Here is a 13,707-nt window from a genome sequence, read left to right on the forward strand (position 1 = left end):
AGCTCGCAGGCCCCGGCTGGGGCTCCGGCTCCGGCGGGGGTACGGGCTGGGGGCCGGGGGCCGGGCCGGGGCCCGGCGGCTGCGGAACGGGGTCCGGCGAGGGGCCCGGCGGTGGTGAGGGAGGCACCGGGCCCGGAAGGGGCCCCGGATCAGGTCCCGGTAGGGGCGGCGACGGCGGTACGGGCGGCTGGGTCATGCCGGGCCTCCAGAAGTACGGAGTCGTGCGTTCCTACTGTCTCCCGTTGCGCGTGCCCACGCCCGCCGGGTCCACGCGTCGCGATGCGGACGTGATGACCCCGGCGGCGGCCCGCAGTCCGGACCGCGGGCTCGACAGTACGGGCAGGGCTGTCGTCGTACGGGCTGCCGCCTCCGCCATCGACCCCTGGGCCAGCACGATGACGTCCGCTTCCCGTACACCGTCGACGGCGGCGGCCACCGCGTCCAGATAGCCGTCGCGGTCGCCCGCCGCGAACAGCTCCCAGACGCCCTCGACGAGCAGGGTGCGCAGCTCGACGCCACGGCCGGCGGCCTCTTCACGGATCAGCGCGAGGGTCGGCTCCAGGGTGCTGTGCACGGTGGCGACCACCACGATCCGGTCGGCCGCTGCCGCCGTCGCGGCCATCGGGCGGTCGACCCGCAGCACCGGCACACCGAGCCCGGCCGCGCACGCCTCGGCGACGGCGCCGATCGTGGAGCAGGTGCACAGGACGGCGCTCGCCCCCTCGTCCGCCGCCTGTGCCAGCGCGGCCGCGACGGCAGGGGCGACGGCCTTTGGCCCTTCCGCCCGGGCCCGGGCGAGCAGATCCTCGCGGACGAGATGACGCAGCCCGAGGCCGGGATGGTCCGCGTCCCGCAGCGCGTCGAAGACCGGAACATGGGCCGGGGAGGTGTGCAGCAGCCCCAGCGTCCCCGCGGGCGCGCCGGGCATTACCGGAGCTCCGCGTGATCGGTCTTGAGCTGCGCCTTGGCCTCCTGCACAAGCTCTGCCGGGGGCACGGGCGCCTCGTCGGGGTGCTTGGTGGCCCACTTGGCGGCGTACGGACACAGCGGCACGACGGGTACACCCTCGCGTGCCGCCATCGCGTAGAACTCCCGCACCAGGGCGCTCGCGATGCCCTTGCCCTCGTGTTCCGGCTCCACCTCGGTGTGCACGGCGACCAGGGCGGCGGGATCGGCGTCGAGGGTGAAGTAGACGATGCGGCCCGTCACGTGACCGTCCGCATGCGTCTGGAGGAGCCCCTTCGGCCTGTCGTCACGGATGTCGTGTTCTGCCACGGCGGCTTGCTCCTTCCGGCCCTGGGCGGGTCACACGACGGCGTGCGGACTGCGTTCCGTATCGCTTCCGGGAACGGGCGCGGAGGCGTCCGAGCCCAGCGCGACGATCCTGTTCTGCGCGTCCACATGGACGACACTCGGCACCAGTGTGCGCGCCTCCGCGTCGTCGACCTGGGCGTAGCTGATCAGGATCACCAGGTCACCGGGGTGCACCAGATGGGCGGCCGCGCCGTTGATGCCGATGACACCCGAGCCGCGCTCGCCCTCGATGACATACGTTTCCAGCCGCGCGCCATTGGTGATGTCGACGATGTGGACGAGCTCGCCGGGGAGCAGATCGGCGGCCTCCATCAGCGCCGCGTCGACGGTGACGGATCCGACGTAGTGCAGGTCGGCCTGGGTCACGGTGGCCCGGTGGATCTTGGACTTGAACATGGTACGCAACATGAAGAAACTCCCGAAATGTCTGCTCCCTGCCTGCTTATCGCAGGTCAAGGGCGATTTCTGGAGCCTACAACGATTCGCATGCTCGGTCAGCTGTCCCCGGGGTTGCAAGACTCACCCTGACCAGTTGCTGACCTTCCTGACACATAGACAGGAAGAGAACGCAACCCGCGCCCTGGCCCGGGGAGCTGACCCTGGCCGGGCACAAGGTCAGTGCCGACACCGTCGCTGGCCTGTTGCGGGAGGAAGGCTTCAGCCTGCAGGCCAACGCCAAGACACTGGAGGGCGGCCGGCATGCGGACCGGGAGTACGGATTCGAAGCGTCCTGCCGTCTGGCGAGCCGCCGCAGGAAGGACACGCGCTTACTCGAGTCCTCGGATCCTGAGGTCCTGCGATCCACCCTCATAGAAGACGCCGACAGCTGCGCGGAACTCGACCCGAACGGCTGTGAGACCGCTCTGCTGTACGCCCTCGCCGAATCCGACTGGTACACCAAGGCATGAAGGGCATCTGAATCCCCCGGCGAGTCGCACGGAAGCCTCTCTTGAGGCTCTCCCGCTGGGCGCCGTCACGCCCTCCCGCGGACCGCCGCCGGCGGCTCGACAGGCGCCGAATCGAAAGATCGAGTCATGTGCCGGTCCTGGCCGCGTCGACCGCCGCCCGCACAGTGGGATACACACGCCTCAGCTCCGTCCTGGCTTCGGCGGTGCGCAAGACGTCCCTCACTTGGCCCACATCACGGGCGAGCAGGAGCCGGACTCCGAGATCCTCGAGTTCCTCGGCCAGGTTGTCGAGCATGCGCACGGCGCTGACGTCGACGAAGGGAACCGTTTCGGCATCGATCACGACCGCCGTCACCCCTTCACGGGCGGCGGCCCCTCGGGCCTCGGACCGGATTCGCTCGGCGTTGGCGAAGTAGATGCCGGCCTCGACGCGCAGCACGATCACTCCGGGAATCCTGCGGCTCTCGCTGTGTCTGTCGAGTGCGGCGAAGTGTCTGTTCCCGGGCAGTTGCCCCAGTTCGCTGATGACCGGGCGCGAGGAGCGGTACAGGAGCAGAAGCAGGGAGACACCGATGCCGATGAAGAGGCCGGGCAGCGTGTCGAAGACCATCACCCCGAGCATCGCCGCGACCGCGGCGAGGAAATCCGGCCGCGCGGCGACGCCGTAGGCCTGGCCGAGCCTGCGGGTGAAGACGCGGTAGAGGGAGACCAGCGAGTGGGGGTCGACCAGCTCCACCACCGCCGCGATCACCACCCCGGCGAGCACCGCCTCGGGGAGTTGTTCGAACAGGCCGGTGAGGAAGAGGAGCGTGATCACGGTCAGGACGGCCACGAGGATCCCGGAGAGCTGGGTGCGTGCGCCCGCCGACCAGTTGACAGCGGTCTTCGAGAGGCTGCCGTTGACGACCATGCCGCTGGACAGGCCGGCGCCCAGGCCGGCGGCGCCGAGCCCGATCAGCTCGCGGTTGGCGTCGACCTCGTAGTGGTCACGGGCGGCGTAGTTCTTCGCCGCGCCGAGTCCTTCGGCGAAGGCGACGAGCGTCACGCCGACGCTTCCGGCAGCGAGGCCGCCGAGGTCGTCGGCCGAGACATCGGGGAAGCCGAACGACGGCAGACCGGCCTCGATGCTGCCGACGACAGCGACACCGTGGTCCTCCAGATCGAAGGCCGTGGCCACGGCGATTCCCAGCGCCACTGCGATCAGCGAGCCGGGTACCCCCGGGGCGACCCGCTTGAGAACGAGGATCAGGGCGAGGCTGCCGACGCCGACCAGGACGGTGAAGCCGCTGGTGCCGCCGAGGTCCTCGATCAGGGCCCAGATCTTCTCGAAGAAGTTCCCGGACCCGCCCTCGACACCGAAGAGCTTCGGCAGCTGGCCCGCGATGATCGTCAGTGCCAGGCCCACGATGAAGCCCTTCAGCACCGGCTCGGAGATGAAACTCGCGAGGAAGCCGAGGCGCAGCAGTCCGGCGAGGAGCGCCGCGATGCCCACCGTGACGGCGAGGGCCGCCGTCAGCGCGGCGAAGTGCGCGTCGGAACCGCCCGCGGCCTCACCGACGATCGACGCCGAGAGTGCCGCCGTCGCCGCCATGGGCCCGGCGACCAGGTGGCTGGAGCTGCCGAAGGCGGCGTAGAGGATCAGGGCCGCCGGCGCGGCGTAGAGGCCGACGACGGGTGAGACGCCGGCGATCGTCGCGTAGGCGAGCGCCTCGGGCACGAGAACCGCCCACACCGTCATCCCGGCCAGCGCGTCCCGCCCCAGCCACTGCCGCCGGTAACCCCGCAGTGAGGGGAACAGCCAGTGCGTGTCCGCCCTCACGAGGAGAGATCACTTATCGCGTTGCCCACCAGCTTCGCGGCGAAGAGCAGGCAGATCACGGCCATGATCGCCGTGTTGTTCCGCTCCATCCAGAGCTTGAGACCGTCGAGGATGTGCTTCGAGCGCTCCTTGAGGGCGAAGTAGAGCACGACCGGCGTTCCGGGCCCGAGCGCCCCGATCACCACGTAGACCGCCAGTGCCACGGCCTGGGCGCCGGCGGAGGTGTCCGTGCGCGCGATCGCCGACGCCGCGGCGATCGAGAGCAGCAGGTTCTTCGGGTTGAGGGCGGACAGTGCCATCCCCAGTGCCAGCGCCTTGACAGGAGTGAACGAGTCGACCGTCTTCATCCACTTCGGCAACGTCACCTCCTCGTCGCCGCGCGGCCGGCCGCGCCACTCCTTCACCGCCACCCACAGCAGCAGCGCGCCGAGCGCCAGGTCGAGCGCGCTGACCCAGCCGGCCGGCTGCCCCTGGTCGCCCGGGCCGGCGCCACCGGAGACCAGCAGCACGATCGTGCCGACCAGGGCCAGGCCCAGGACCCAGCCCAGGAGCAGCGCCGGCCCGTTGGAGCGCGCCCTGGGGGTGGCGAGCATCAGCACCACACCGATGATCGGGAACGCGCTCAGCGCCACGGCGACGCCGTAGGACAGAATCTGACCGATCGCCTCACCCACGGCCGCCTACCTCATGCCGGTTCGATCTCGCCCGGCCGCCAGCTCTTGTCGAACCAGCTTTCGAGCGGGCCGTAGAGCCGGAGGATCGTGAACCATCCCTTGCCGGGGACCGTCTGGACCCAGTTGCCCTCCCTGCCCTGCGGCGCCGTCGGGCCGAAGTGGAGGATCGTGTCGCCGTTGTCCTCGGACCGGACGGCGTCCGAGAGGCTGTTCACGCTCGGGTACGCCGCGTCGGTGCGCAGCAGGGAACGGGTTTGCGGGTCGTAGACGTTGACGGCCCAGAAGTTCTTCACCGGGATGCCGCTCGGCAGTCTGAGCGTGTAGTGCCGTCCACCGTCGAGCCACTCGCCCGTGGAGTCCTCCGCCGTATAGGCGTACTGCGATCCGACCCCGACGGCCGCCGCCGCCATCGCCGGCGAGGTGCCCGCCCCGACGTAGTGGAACACCGCCCGAGCGTCCAGCAACCGGGCGCCCTCCGCCGACACGAACTCGTAACTGCGCGAGGGCCACGGGTTCTTCCACGACGAGCTGCCGGGGTAGTGGTAGAAGCTCGGGTCACGCGGCTTGAAGGCCAGCGTCCGTACGATGCCCGAAGCGATTCTCGCGGCGGTGTCGAGGATCGAGCGCATCCGGTCGTCCGGCTGGAACGGCTTGCCGGGCACGATGCCGATCGCGGCGAGCTGCCCGGCCCGCTCGGGGTCGAGCGCCTCGGGTGGCTCCTCCTGGACGAGGGTGTCGATCTCCTCGAAGAACGAGAAGTCGTTGGCGTGGACGGTGTTGAAGTCCGACTCCGCGAAGTTGACGAAGCGCTGCTCGGGCGGGTCCGCCGCGGCGGAGAGCGGATAGATGCGCGTCCGAAGCATGCTCTCCTCTCCGCCCAGGGCACGCATCAGCACCCAGGAGGAGAAGGTCTTCGGCCGCACGACCAGGTATCCGTCGGGGACTTCGCCGTCGTGGCCCGGGGGCAGGAAGAGGTACTTGCCTCCCTCTCCCTTGTCCCGTCCGGCCATGCCCATGTCGGTGACGTAGTGCTGCCACAGGTCGTCGACGAAGCACAGCGAGTTGGGCGGCGACTCGATGACGGTGGGTCCGTCCTGGTCGAGCGCCAGGCAGGCCATCCCGTACGTCGTCTCCGTGTTCGCCGTGAGGATCAGCGGTGCCGAGCCACAGCGCGGGGCGGTGTAGCCGATGGTGCGGGAGTCGATACCGAGGCCGGCGAGGCCGCGCCGCATGGCCACCATCGAGGCACCGGGCACGCAGTTGAGGAACACCTCGATCCCGCGCAGCAGGTCCAGGGTGTCGTAGCTGCGGGTGACCGTGTCGGGCAGCGGCAGGCCGTCGAAGAACTCCATCTCGCCGAAGACCGTCTCCAACCGGTCCGGGAGGCTGATCGAGGCCAGGGTCTCGGCCGACGTGCCGGGGCTGGCGCCGTCGCTCACTTGAGTCATTCGGGTGCCTCCTCATCGGACCGTTCCTTGAGCACGGTCTTCCAGTCGTCCTTCACGCTGACCGTCGTCCAGCCCTCCCGCCGCGCGGTCGCGTGTGCCCGCTCGGCCCCCTCGGTGTAGGCGTACTCCCGCTCGTCGTCGTCGTGCAGGACGAGGAGAGCAAACTGCGCGGACGCCAGCAACTCGACATCCACGTCGTCGTTGCCGGCCGCGAAGCGCGGCAGGCGGCCGGTGCGGGCGAGGACGTACTCCGGCTTTCCGGGCCCGATCGCGACGGGGCCGTGCAGGACCGCCCGGCGGACCGGCACGCCGTCCCGCCAGGCGAACTCCGGCGCCGAGCCGATCACGTTCTCCCGGGGCAGGCCCCAGGTGTCCTCGCAGATCACCCGCATGAAGTCGCGCCCGCCGCCCGAGCAGACGAACAGCCGCCAGCCGTGCGCCCCGAGGTAGTCGAACAGCTCCAGCATCGGCTGGTAGACGAGACCGGAGTACGGCACGCCGAAGCGCTCGTGCCGCCAGGACTCCAGGTGCCGGGCGGCCTCGGCCTCGTACTGGGCGAGCGTGGTGCCTTCCCAGGCCGATCCGATGGCATCCACCATCGATGCCACCGCGTCGGGGTCCTGTTCGTTCAGCGCGTGGAAGTACGACGCGTCCCGGTCGACGAGCGCCCGGTAGGGCCGCTCGCGGGCCAGCGACGGGTCCGCCTCCAGCCGCGCGGCCAGTTTCCCGAGGACGAACGCCATCTGCACCGGCGCGGGCTTCTCGACCCACAGGGTTCCGTCGTTGTCGAACACGGCGACCCGGTCCATCGGCGCGACGAAGCCCGGCGAGCCTGCCACGGCCGCGGCCGTCACGAAGTCGACGATCGCCCGCTTCGCGGCACCGTCGTTCCAACTCCCCAGCGGGGTCGTGTCCATGCACCTCACCGTCCGTACCGTCGTATCTCCGAATCGATGTCGGGCGGGGTCAGTCCACCGCCTCGATCTCGCCCGGCCGCCAGGTCTTGTCGAAGAACGGCTGCAGCGGACTGTAGAACCGCAGGACCACGAACCATCCCCGGCCCGGCGTGGTCTGGATCCAGTTGCCCTCCGGTACGCCGTCGGGCCGGTCGGGCCCGAAGTGCACCGTGGTCGTGCCGTCCCCGTCGGGGACCGCTGCCGGGGTGGGATATGCCTGGCTGCCGGCCCGTGGGAACCGCTGTGGGGTGTCGAGCATCGACCGCGTCTGGTTGTCGTAGACGGTGACCGACCAGAACTTCGCGGCGGGGATGTCCGGCGGAAGTACCAGTCGGTAGTACCTGCCGCCGTCGAGGGCCCGGCCCTCCTGATCCGCCAGGGAGAACACGTACTGCGAGCCGACGCCGGGCAGCGGCGCCGTGAACGCCGGGCTGATGCCCACGGCCAGGTACCACCACCAGGACCGCAGGTTGAGTTTCCGGGCGCCGTCGTTCGGGCGGGGCTCGACGCCCCTGTCGGTGATGTCCGCGGGCGGGGCCAGGAACTCGTGGCCGGACACCAGCAGGCCGTTGAGCCACCGGGACGAGGCACCGTAGTAGTGCGCCCCCTCGGCCGGACGCGGACGGCAGGCGAGGGTGCGAGCCGTGGCGTTGCCGACCGCGGCTGCCTCGGTGAGGATCTCCCGCATCCGCGCGTCCGGCTCGAAGGGCCTGCCCTTGACAATGCCGACCGCGGCCAGAGCACCGGCGATCTCGGGATCGAGCGCCTCGGCCGGCTGGTCGTGCACGAGCTCGCTCACGAAGTCGAAGTACGTCGCGTCCCCGGGCGGAACCGTGTTCACGGGAAGCCCTGAGCCCTCGACGAAGCGCGGCGGGTCGGGCCTGTGCAGGGCGGCGGTCCAGGTCTGGGCGGTCCACGGCAGCGGCGGGGCCGTGCCACCGGTGACGATCTCCCCGATGCTGGTCCCGTAGAACCCGGGGACGTAGCGGTAGAGGCGCAGTCCCTCCTTGATCCGCTCGACCGCCGGCTTCGGGTCATCGCCCTCCAGGAAGGCCCGACCGCCCAGGATGAGCCGCGTGGTGCGGGTCCGGAGGGTGAAGAACCCGCCCTCGGGAACAGGGCCCTGATGACCGGGTGGCACGAAGAGGTACTTGCCGCCTGCTCCGCGATCCGGACCGGCCATGCCGGGGTCCGCGACCCAGCGGAACCACATGTCGTTGAGGAAACAGAGGGCCAGGGGCGGCACTTCCACCACCAGCGGCCCCTCGGTCAGGTCGAGGAAGGTCAGGAAGTAGACGGTGTCCGCGTTCCCGGTGAGCACGAGCGTCTTGGGATCCATGAACTCCGAGAAGAGCAGCACGTCGTGGTCCTGGATTCCAGCCTCCAGGAATCCCCGGCGGGCCGCCCACAGGCTGACGCCGGAATACGCGTCGAGGAACGCGCTCACCGCGCGCACGTGGCCCACATGGTCGTAGACCCGGTTCGCGGTCTCCTCGGTGGGTACACCCAGCGGGAATTCCAGAGTGCCCAGGTGGGTCTCGACCCGCTCGGGAGTCGAGATCGACTCCATGGCCTGGGGTGAGATCTGTGCGGTGCGCTGCAAGGGATCACTCCGTTCCCGGGAAGAGGCCGCCCTGTCGACCATGTGCCTCGCCTACCGCAGACCACCACCGCACCTGGGCCATCGGAGGGTCTTCGAGTGGAGGGGTGCGTGGTTCGGCCTACGGCGGGGCACGGCTGAGCGACGCAGGGCCGCGGTGGGGAGGTCGCACCGGGCGAGGGTCATGGTGCCCACCAGCTCGGGCAACGCCGTCTGCGACGGCCGGAGCGCGAGAACCCCGTGGACGGAAACCAACGGCTTGGTCCGCTGAGACGCAGCCGCATCCTGGCCGGACGCTCTGGCGGCGCCGGGCCGGGTCACTCCCTCGCGGCCCGGAGGTCAGCAACGCCAGGACGCGGCCGCGCCCGATGCTGACCGTTTGCTGACCTCAGCCCGGCAATCATGCCTCTGACCTGCGGGAATGGCCAAGTGTTAGATCTTGGACTTGAACATGGTACGCAACATCGAGGCACTCCCGGATCTATGCTCCCTGCCTGCGTTTTTGCAGGTCAAGGGCGGTTTCCATACCCTACAACCAGTCGCACGTTCGGTCAGCTTTCCCCAGGTTCTTCAGGACTCATGCTGACCAACCGCCTTCCTGACGCCGCGTCAGGCGTTCCCGGAGGCATCTCGGTGCCTGCCACCCTGCCGGACACGGACGTCGGCAACAGCGTACGCAACCGCCTCCCCCGCCACACCGAGAGCCCAGCCACCCTGCCGGCCGGGCCACAAAGGGGCGCCGCGACCTGGACTGGGGCGTGCCCGTCCCGGCCGGCACCTGGCCGGAGCCGGCCGCCGAAGGCAAGGTCTTCTACGTCTGGTTCGACGCCCCGATCGATATGCCGCTCCCGTCCGGCGTGGCCCAAGTACTCCTCGCTGCTGGCGGGGTGGTGACATGCCGTGCCGTTCAGTGGCACGCTCGAATGCCGACGTGCAGCGCGTGATCGAAACCGGATGGTGGGATGCGACGGCATCGTGCGGGCGTCGACGGCGTGGAGAATCCGGTGCCGCTCCGGATCACTCCACTGGTGCGCCAGGCGTCGCGGCGGGCGCCGTATGGACCGCTGACCGCTGGAGGACCGGCTTGAGGGAGGGACCGAGAAGTGAGTTTCTGGGAGTACCTGGGCACCCGCTACCAGCAGCTGCTGGTGGACGCCTATCAGCACGCCAGCGCCGTCTTCCAGTGCATGGTCGTCGCCACGGTGCTGGGGGTCCTGATCGGCGTCCTCACCTACCGCACCGAGTGGGCGGGAAACCTCGCGATCACCACGACCGCAAGCATCCTCACCGTCCCCTCCCTGGCTCTCCTCGGCCTGCTCGTCCCGGTCGTCGGCCTCGGCGTCGCGCCGACCGTCATCGCGCTGACGCTGTACGGACTGCTGCCCGTGGTCCGTAACGCGGTCGTCGGGTTGCGCGGAGTCGACCCGGCCCTCGTCGAGGCCGCCAAGGGCATGGGGATGTCACGGTTCGCCCAGCTGCTCAGGGTCGAACTGCCCCTCGCCTGGCCGCCGATCCTCACCGGTGTCCGGGTGTCGACCCAGATGCTGATGGGCATCGCGGCGATCGCGGCCTTCGCCTCGGGGCCCGGGCTCGGCAACCAGATCTTCCGCGGGATCTCCAGCCTGGGCAGTGCGAACGCGCTCAACGAAGTACTGTCGGGGACGCTCGGAATCGTCGTCCTGGCCCTGCTGTTCGACGCCGGGTACGTGCTGATCGGACGGCTCACCATCTCACGGGGGATCCGTGGCTGACTCTGCCGAAATCGCCGAACCGACCTTCCCGACGTCCGGTGCCGCAGGCCCCGGCGGATCCGCCCGATCCGCCGGGCCCGACCGGCCGGCCGCCGCCGGCGCGAGCATCCGGCTGGACAACCTGACCAAGCGCTATCCGGACAGCCAAGCCCCGGCCGTGGAGGACGTGACCCTGGACGTCGCGGCCGGCGAAACCGTGATCCTCGTGGGGCCCTCTGGCTGCGGCAAGAGCACCACCCTCAAGATGATCAACCGGCTGATCGAGCCGACCTCGGGGCGGATCACCATCGGCGGCGAGGACGTCACCGGCATCAATCCCGTGACGCTGCGCCGCACCATCGGCTACGCCATCCAGGCCACGGGCCTCTTCCCGCACATGACCGTCGCCGAGAACATCGCACTCGTACCGAAGATGGCCGGCTGGCCCCGCGCGAAGGTGCGGGACCGGGTCGAGGAGATGCTTGAACTGGTCGGGCTGGATCCCGGGGAGTTCCGCGGCCGCTATCCGCGCCGGCTCTCCGGCGGCCAGCAGCAGCGGGTCGGGGTGGCGCGGGCGCTGGCGGCCGACCCGCCCGTGCTGCTGATGGACGAGCCGTTCGGGGCCGTCGACCCCATCACCCGCGAGCACCTGCAGGACCAACTCATCCGGCTACAGCGCGAGTTACGCAAGACGATTGTCTTCGTCACGCACGACTTCGACGAGGCCATCAAGGTCGGCGACCGGATCGCGGTGCTGCGCGAGCGGTCGAAAATCGCCCAGTTCGACACCCCGGAAACGATCCTGGCCAGTCCGGCGGACGACTTCGTCGCCGGTTTCGTGGGCGCGGGAGCCGGGGTGAAACGGCTGCACCTCAAGCGCGTACGGGAGGTGGAGCTCGCCGACGTCCCGACCGCCACCGTCGAAGACCCGCTCGAGATCGCCCTGCACCTGCTGGACGCGGGCTCCGCCTCCGCCGACCACCTGCTGCTGCTGGACCGGGAGCGGCGCCCGCACTCCTGGCTGCGACGCGAGGACCTGACGCGCGCCCGGAGTGCGCAACCCGCCGGAGAGCCGCTGCCGTTGTCGGCGGGCACCCCCGTACGGAGCCGGATCGAGGTGGACGCGACGCTGCGGGACGCGCTGGAGGCGCTGCTGGCCGACGGCACGGGCCGCGTCGCGGTCACGGGACAGGACGGCGCGTACGCCGGCGTGGTGGACATGTCGACACTACTGAACGCGATGCACGGGGCGCCGGGCGAGCGGGGAGCCGAGGAGGCTCGGCCGACCGGCCGGGGTGAGCCCGCGTGAGCCGGAGCGAGGTCGGTATCGGGGCCGGTGGTGGAGCCGCTCCCGAGGCCGGTTGCGGGTCCCCGCGGCCGGCTCCAGGGCCAAGGCATGACGAGCCCGTGACCCGGCTCGCCGCACTGGACCGGGTCCCGCCCCGTATCACCTGGCAGAAGCTGGTGCCACTGCCGGCCTTCGTCGCGGCCGCCCTCGGTGCCACCGCGCTGTATCTCCGCACCACCGAACTGGACTCGATCGCCAGGAACGCCCTCGCAGACGGCGCCGTGCGCACCGCACTCCTCCAGCAGACCGAACTCGTCGCGATCTCCACCTTCTTCGTGCTCATCATCGCGATCCCGCTGGGCATCGCGCTGACGCGCGGGGTCCTGCGCCGGGCCGCACCGCCGTTCGTCGCGGCGGCCAACATCGGCCAGGCGACCCCGGCCCTGGGCCTGCTGGCGCTGCTGGTGATCTGGCTCGGCATCGGCCAACGAGCCGCCCTGGTCGGCATCGTGGCATTCGCGGTGCTGCCGGTGCTGAGCAACACCGTGGCCGGCCTGAGGGCCACCGACCCGGCACTCGTGGAGGCGGCGCGCGGCATCGGTATGTCGCCGCTGCTGGTGCTGTTCCGGGTCGAACTGCCCCTGGCCGTACCGCTGATCCTGGCGGGCGTACGGACCGCGCTCGTGCTGAACGTCGGCACCGCGACGCTGGCCACCTTCGGCGGCGGAGGAGGACTCGGGGACCTGATCTCCTCCGGCATCACCAACCAGCGCATGCCGGTGCTGGTGCTCGGCTCCGTACTGACAGTCGCCATGGCGCTGATCGTGGACTGGCTGGGGATGCTCGTCGAGTTGCTGCTGCGCCCACGCGGACTGGAGGTGGACTGATGCGCCCGACCCGGGTACGGACGGCCGTCGCGGGCACGGGCTCCCTGCTGCTCGCCGCCGCAGGGCTGAGCGGCTGTGGACTGACCAGCGGCAGCCCGCTGGCCGACTCGGTGCAGCCCGGCTCCGTCGGGAAGGGGCGACCGCTGGAGGGCGCCCAACTGACCGTGACCTCCAAGGAGTTCACCGAGCAGATCATCCTGGGCCAGATCATGGGGCTGGTCTTCAAAGCGGCCGGCGCGGAAGTCCTGGACCGGACGAACATCCAGGGCTCGATCGGTGCCCGAGAGGCGGTCAAGTCCGGTGCGGCGGACGGGATGTACGAGTACACGGGCACGGCCTGGATCACCTACCTCGGTCACACCAAGCCGGTCGTCGACCCGTACGAGCAGTGGGAGGCCGTACGCGACGAGGACCGCCGCAACAGCATCACCTGGCTGCCCGCCGCCCCGCTCAACAACACCTACGCGCTGGTCGCGAACCGGGCGAATGCGCAGAAGTACCGGCTGCGCACCCTCTCCGACGTGGCACGTCTGACGAAGAAGGACCCGGGCGCGGCGACGATCTGCGGCGGAAGCGAGTTCTCGGTGCGCGAGGACGGCCTGCCGGGCGTGGCGAAGACGTACGGATTCGCCCTCCGGCGCGGGAACTTCAAAAAGATGGACGACGGCGTCGTCTACACCCAGGTCGCCAAGGGCGCGGCCTGCACCCTCGGCGTGGCGGCCACCACCGACGGCCGCATCCCGGAACTCGAGCTGAAGGTGCTGGACGACGACCGGCACTTCTTCCCCAACTACAACGCGGCACCCGAGATGAACAGCGCCACGATGGAGAAGTACCCCGCCATCGCCGACGTCCTCGCCCCGATCACCAAGCGGCTGACAGGGCCGGAGGCCCAGCGGCTGAACGCGCGAGTGGACGTGGACGGGGAGGACCCGCACGAGGTGGCGAAGGACTGGCTGGTGCGGGAGGGCTTCATCCGGGAAGGCTGACAGACGGCTTCGCCCCGGGCTTGGCTCCATCACAACCGGCTCTCGGCCCCCGAAGAGATCACGGCACAACGGTGCACGTCGGCCCGGTCGTCCG

12 protein-coding genes and 2 pseudogenes are annotated in these 13,707 nt (G+C 70.3%); 6 read left to right on the top strand and 8 right to left on the bottom strand.

Annotation, left to right across the window (positions count from 1 at the left end; genetic code table 11):
* Positions 1-229: 229 nt before the first annotated feature.
* The 3 genes from FBY35_RS04790 to panD are packed head-to-tail and all read right to left on the bottom strand — an operon-like array spanning position 230 to position 1,722.
* Positions 230-928: an aspartate/glutamate racemase family protein gene (locus FBY35_RS04790; protein ID WP_142212585.1), complete on the bottom strand. Its 699-nt coding sequence runs from the start codon at positions 926-928 to the stop codon at positions 230-232.
* On the bottom strand, positions 928-1,275 hold the full coding sequence (locus FBY35_RS04795) for a GNAT family N-acetyltransferase (RefSeq protein ID WP_142212586.1): 348 nt from the start codon (positions 1,273-1,275) through the stop codon (positions 928-930). Before FBY35_RS04795 ends, FBY35_RS04790 begins: the two co-directional genes overlap by 1 nt.
* Before the next feature lie 30 nt (positions 1,276-1,305).
* The gene (gene panD, locus FBY35_RS04800) at positions 1,306-1,722 is read right to left on the bottom strand and encodes an aspartate 1-decarboxylase (RefSeq protein WP_142212587.1); all 417 of its coding nucleotides are present in this window, start codon (positions 1,720-1,722) and stop codon (positions 1,306-1,308) included.
* Positions 1,723-1,904: 182 nt separating this feature from the next.
* On the opposite strand from panD, the pseudogene FBY35_RS37940 reads away from it, so the two are divergent.
* Positions 1,905-2,036 (top strand): annotated as a pseudogene (locus FBY35_RS37940) (ISAzo13 family transposase); the annotation flags it as partial.
* Between the two features lie 310 nt (positions 2,037-2,346).
* Here FBY35_RS37940 and FBY35_RS04810 read toward each other — a convergent pair.
* From FBY35_RS04810 to FBY35_RS04830, 5 genes are read right to left on the bottom strand one after another with little or no spacing between them, the layout of a single operon-like run.
* Positions 2,347-4,041, bottom strand: a complete 1,695-nt coding sequence (locus FBY35_RS04810; protein ID WP_222123104.1) for a SulP family inorganic anion transporter — start codon at positions 4,039-4,041, stop codon at positions 2,347-2,349.
* Positions 4,038-4,715 (bottom strand): GAP family protein, encoded by a 678-nt coding sequence (locus FBY35_RS04815; RefSeq protein ID WP_142212588.1) that lies wholly within the window; start codon positions 4,713-4,715, stop codon positions 4,038-4,040. Before FBY35_RS04815 ends, FBY35_RS04810 begins: the two co-directional genes overlap by 4 nt.
* Positions 4,716-4,726: 11 nt before the next feature.
* Positions 4,727-6,163, bottom strand: coding sequence for a DUF1254 domain-containing protein (locus FBY35_RS04820; RefSeq protein WP_186356861.1), 1,437 nt, complete (start codon positions 6,161-6,163; stop codon positions 4,727-4,729).
* Positions 6,160-7,080: an HAD family phosphatase gene (locus FBY35_RS04825; RefSeq protein WP_142212589.1), complete on the bottom strand. Its 921-nt coding sequence runs from the start codon at positions 7,078-7,080 to the stop codon at positions 6,160-6,162. The genes FBY35_RS04820 and FBY35_RS04825 overlap by 4 nt, the downstream gene beginning before the upstream one ends.
* Before the next feature lie 49 nt (positions 7,081-7,129).
* Positions 7,130-8,722, bottom strand: a complete 1,593-nt coding sequence (locus FBY35_RS04830) for a DUF1254 domain-containing protein (protein ID WP_260848512.1) — start codon at positions 8,720-8,722, stop codon at positions 7,130-7,132.
* Positions 8,723-9,459: 737 nt separating this feature from the next.
* Here FBY35_RS04830 and FBY35_RS04835 point away from each other — a divergent pair.
* From FBY35_RS04835 to FBY35_RS04855, 5 genes and pseudogenes are all read left to right on the top strand, one after another.
* Positions 9,460-9,558: pseudogene (locus tag FBY35_RS04835) on the top strand (class I tRNA ligase family protein); the annotation flags it as partial.
* 264 nt (positions 9,559-9,822) lie between these two features.
* Positions 9,823-10,470: an ABC transporter permease gene (locus FBY35_RS04840; RefSeq protein ID WP_108154090.1), complete on the top strand. Its 648-nt coding sequence runs from the start codon at positions 9,823-9,825 to the stop codon at positions 10,468-10,470.
* A complete protein-coding gene (locus FBY35_RS04845; RefSeq protein ID WP_399208232.1) occupies positions 10,463-11,758 on the top strand; it encodes an ABC transporter ATP-binding protein in 1,296 nt (431 codons plus the stop codon). The genes FBY35_RS04840 and FBY35_RS04845 overlap by 8 nt, the downstream gene beginning before the upstream one ends.
* A 98-nt stretch (positions 11,759-11,856) precedes the next feature.
* Positions 11,857-12,624: an ABC transporter permease gene (locus FBY35_RS04850; RefSeq protein ID WP_260848513.1), complete on the top strand. Its 768-nt coding sequence runs from the start codon at positions 11,857-11,859 to the stop codon at positions 12,622-12,624.
* On the top strand, positions 12,624-13,613 hold the full coding sequence (locus FBY35_RS04855) for a glycine betaine ABC transporter substrate-binding protein (protein ID WP_142212591.1): 990 nt from the start codon (positions 12,624-12,626) through the stop codon (positions 13,611-13,613). The genes FBY35_RS04850 and FBY35_RS04855 overlap by 1 nt, the downstream gene beginning before the upstream one ends.
* Positions 13,614-13,707 lie beyond the last annotated feature (94 nt).

The sequence above is a fragment of the Streptomyces sp. SLBN-118 genome (assembly GCF_006715635.1).
GTDB lineage: Bacteria > Actinomycetota > Actinomycetes > Streptomycetales > Streptomycetaceae > Streptomyces.

Bases quoted from the DNA above. Each gene is read 5' to 3' on its own strand.
- FBY35_RS04790 (WP_142212585.1), bottom strand. From the start codon at position 928: ATGCCCGGCGCGCCCGCGGGGACGCTGGGGCTGCTGCACACCTCCCCG.
- panD (WP_142212587.1), bottom strand. From the start codon at position 1,722: ATGTTGCGTACCATGTTCAAGTCCAAGATCCACCGGGCCACCGTGACC.
- FBY35_RS04820 (WP_186356861.1), bottom strand. From the start codon at position 6,163: ATGACTCAAGTGAGCGACGGCGCCAGCCCCGGCACGTCGGCCGAGACC.
- FBY35_RS04825 (WP_142212589.1), bottom strand. From the start codon at position 7,080: ATGGACACGACCCCGCTGGGGAGTTGGAACGACGGTGCCGCGAAGCGG.
- FBY35_RS04855 (WP_142212591.1), top strand. From the start codon at position 12,624: ATGCGCCCGACCCGGGTACGGACGGCCGTCGCGGGCACGGGCTCCCTG.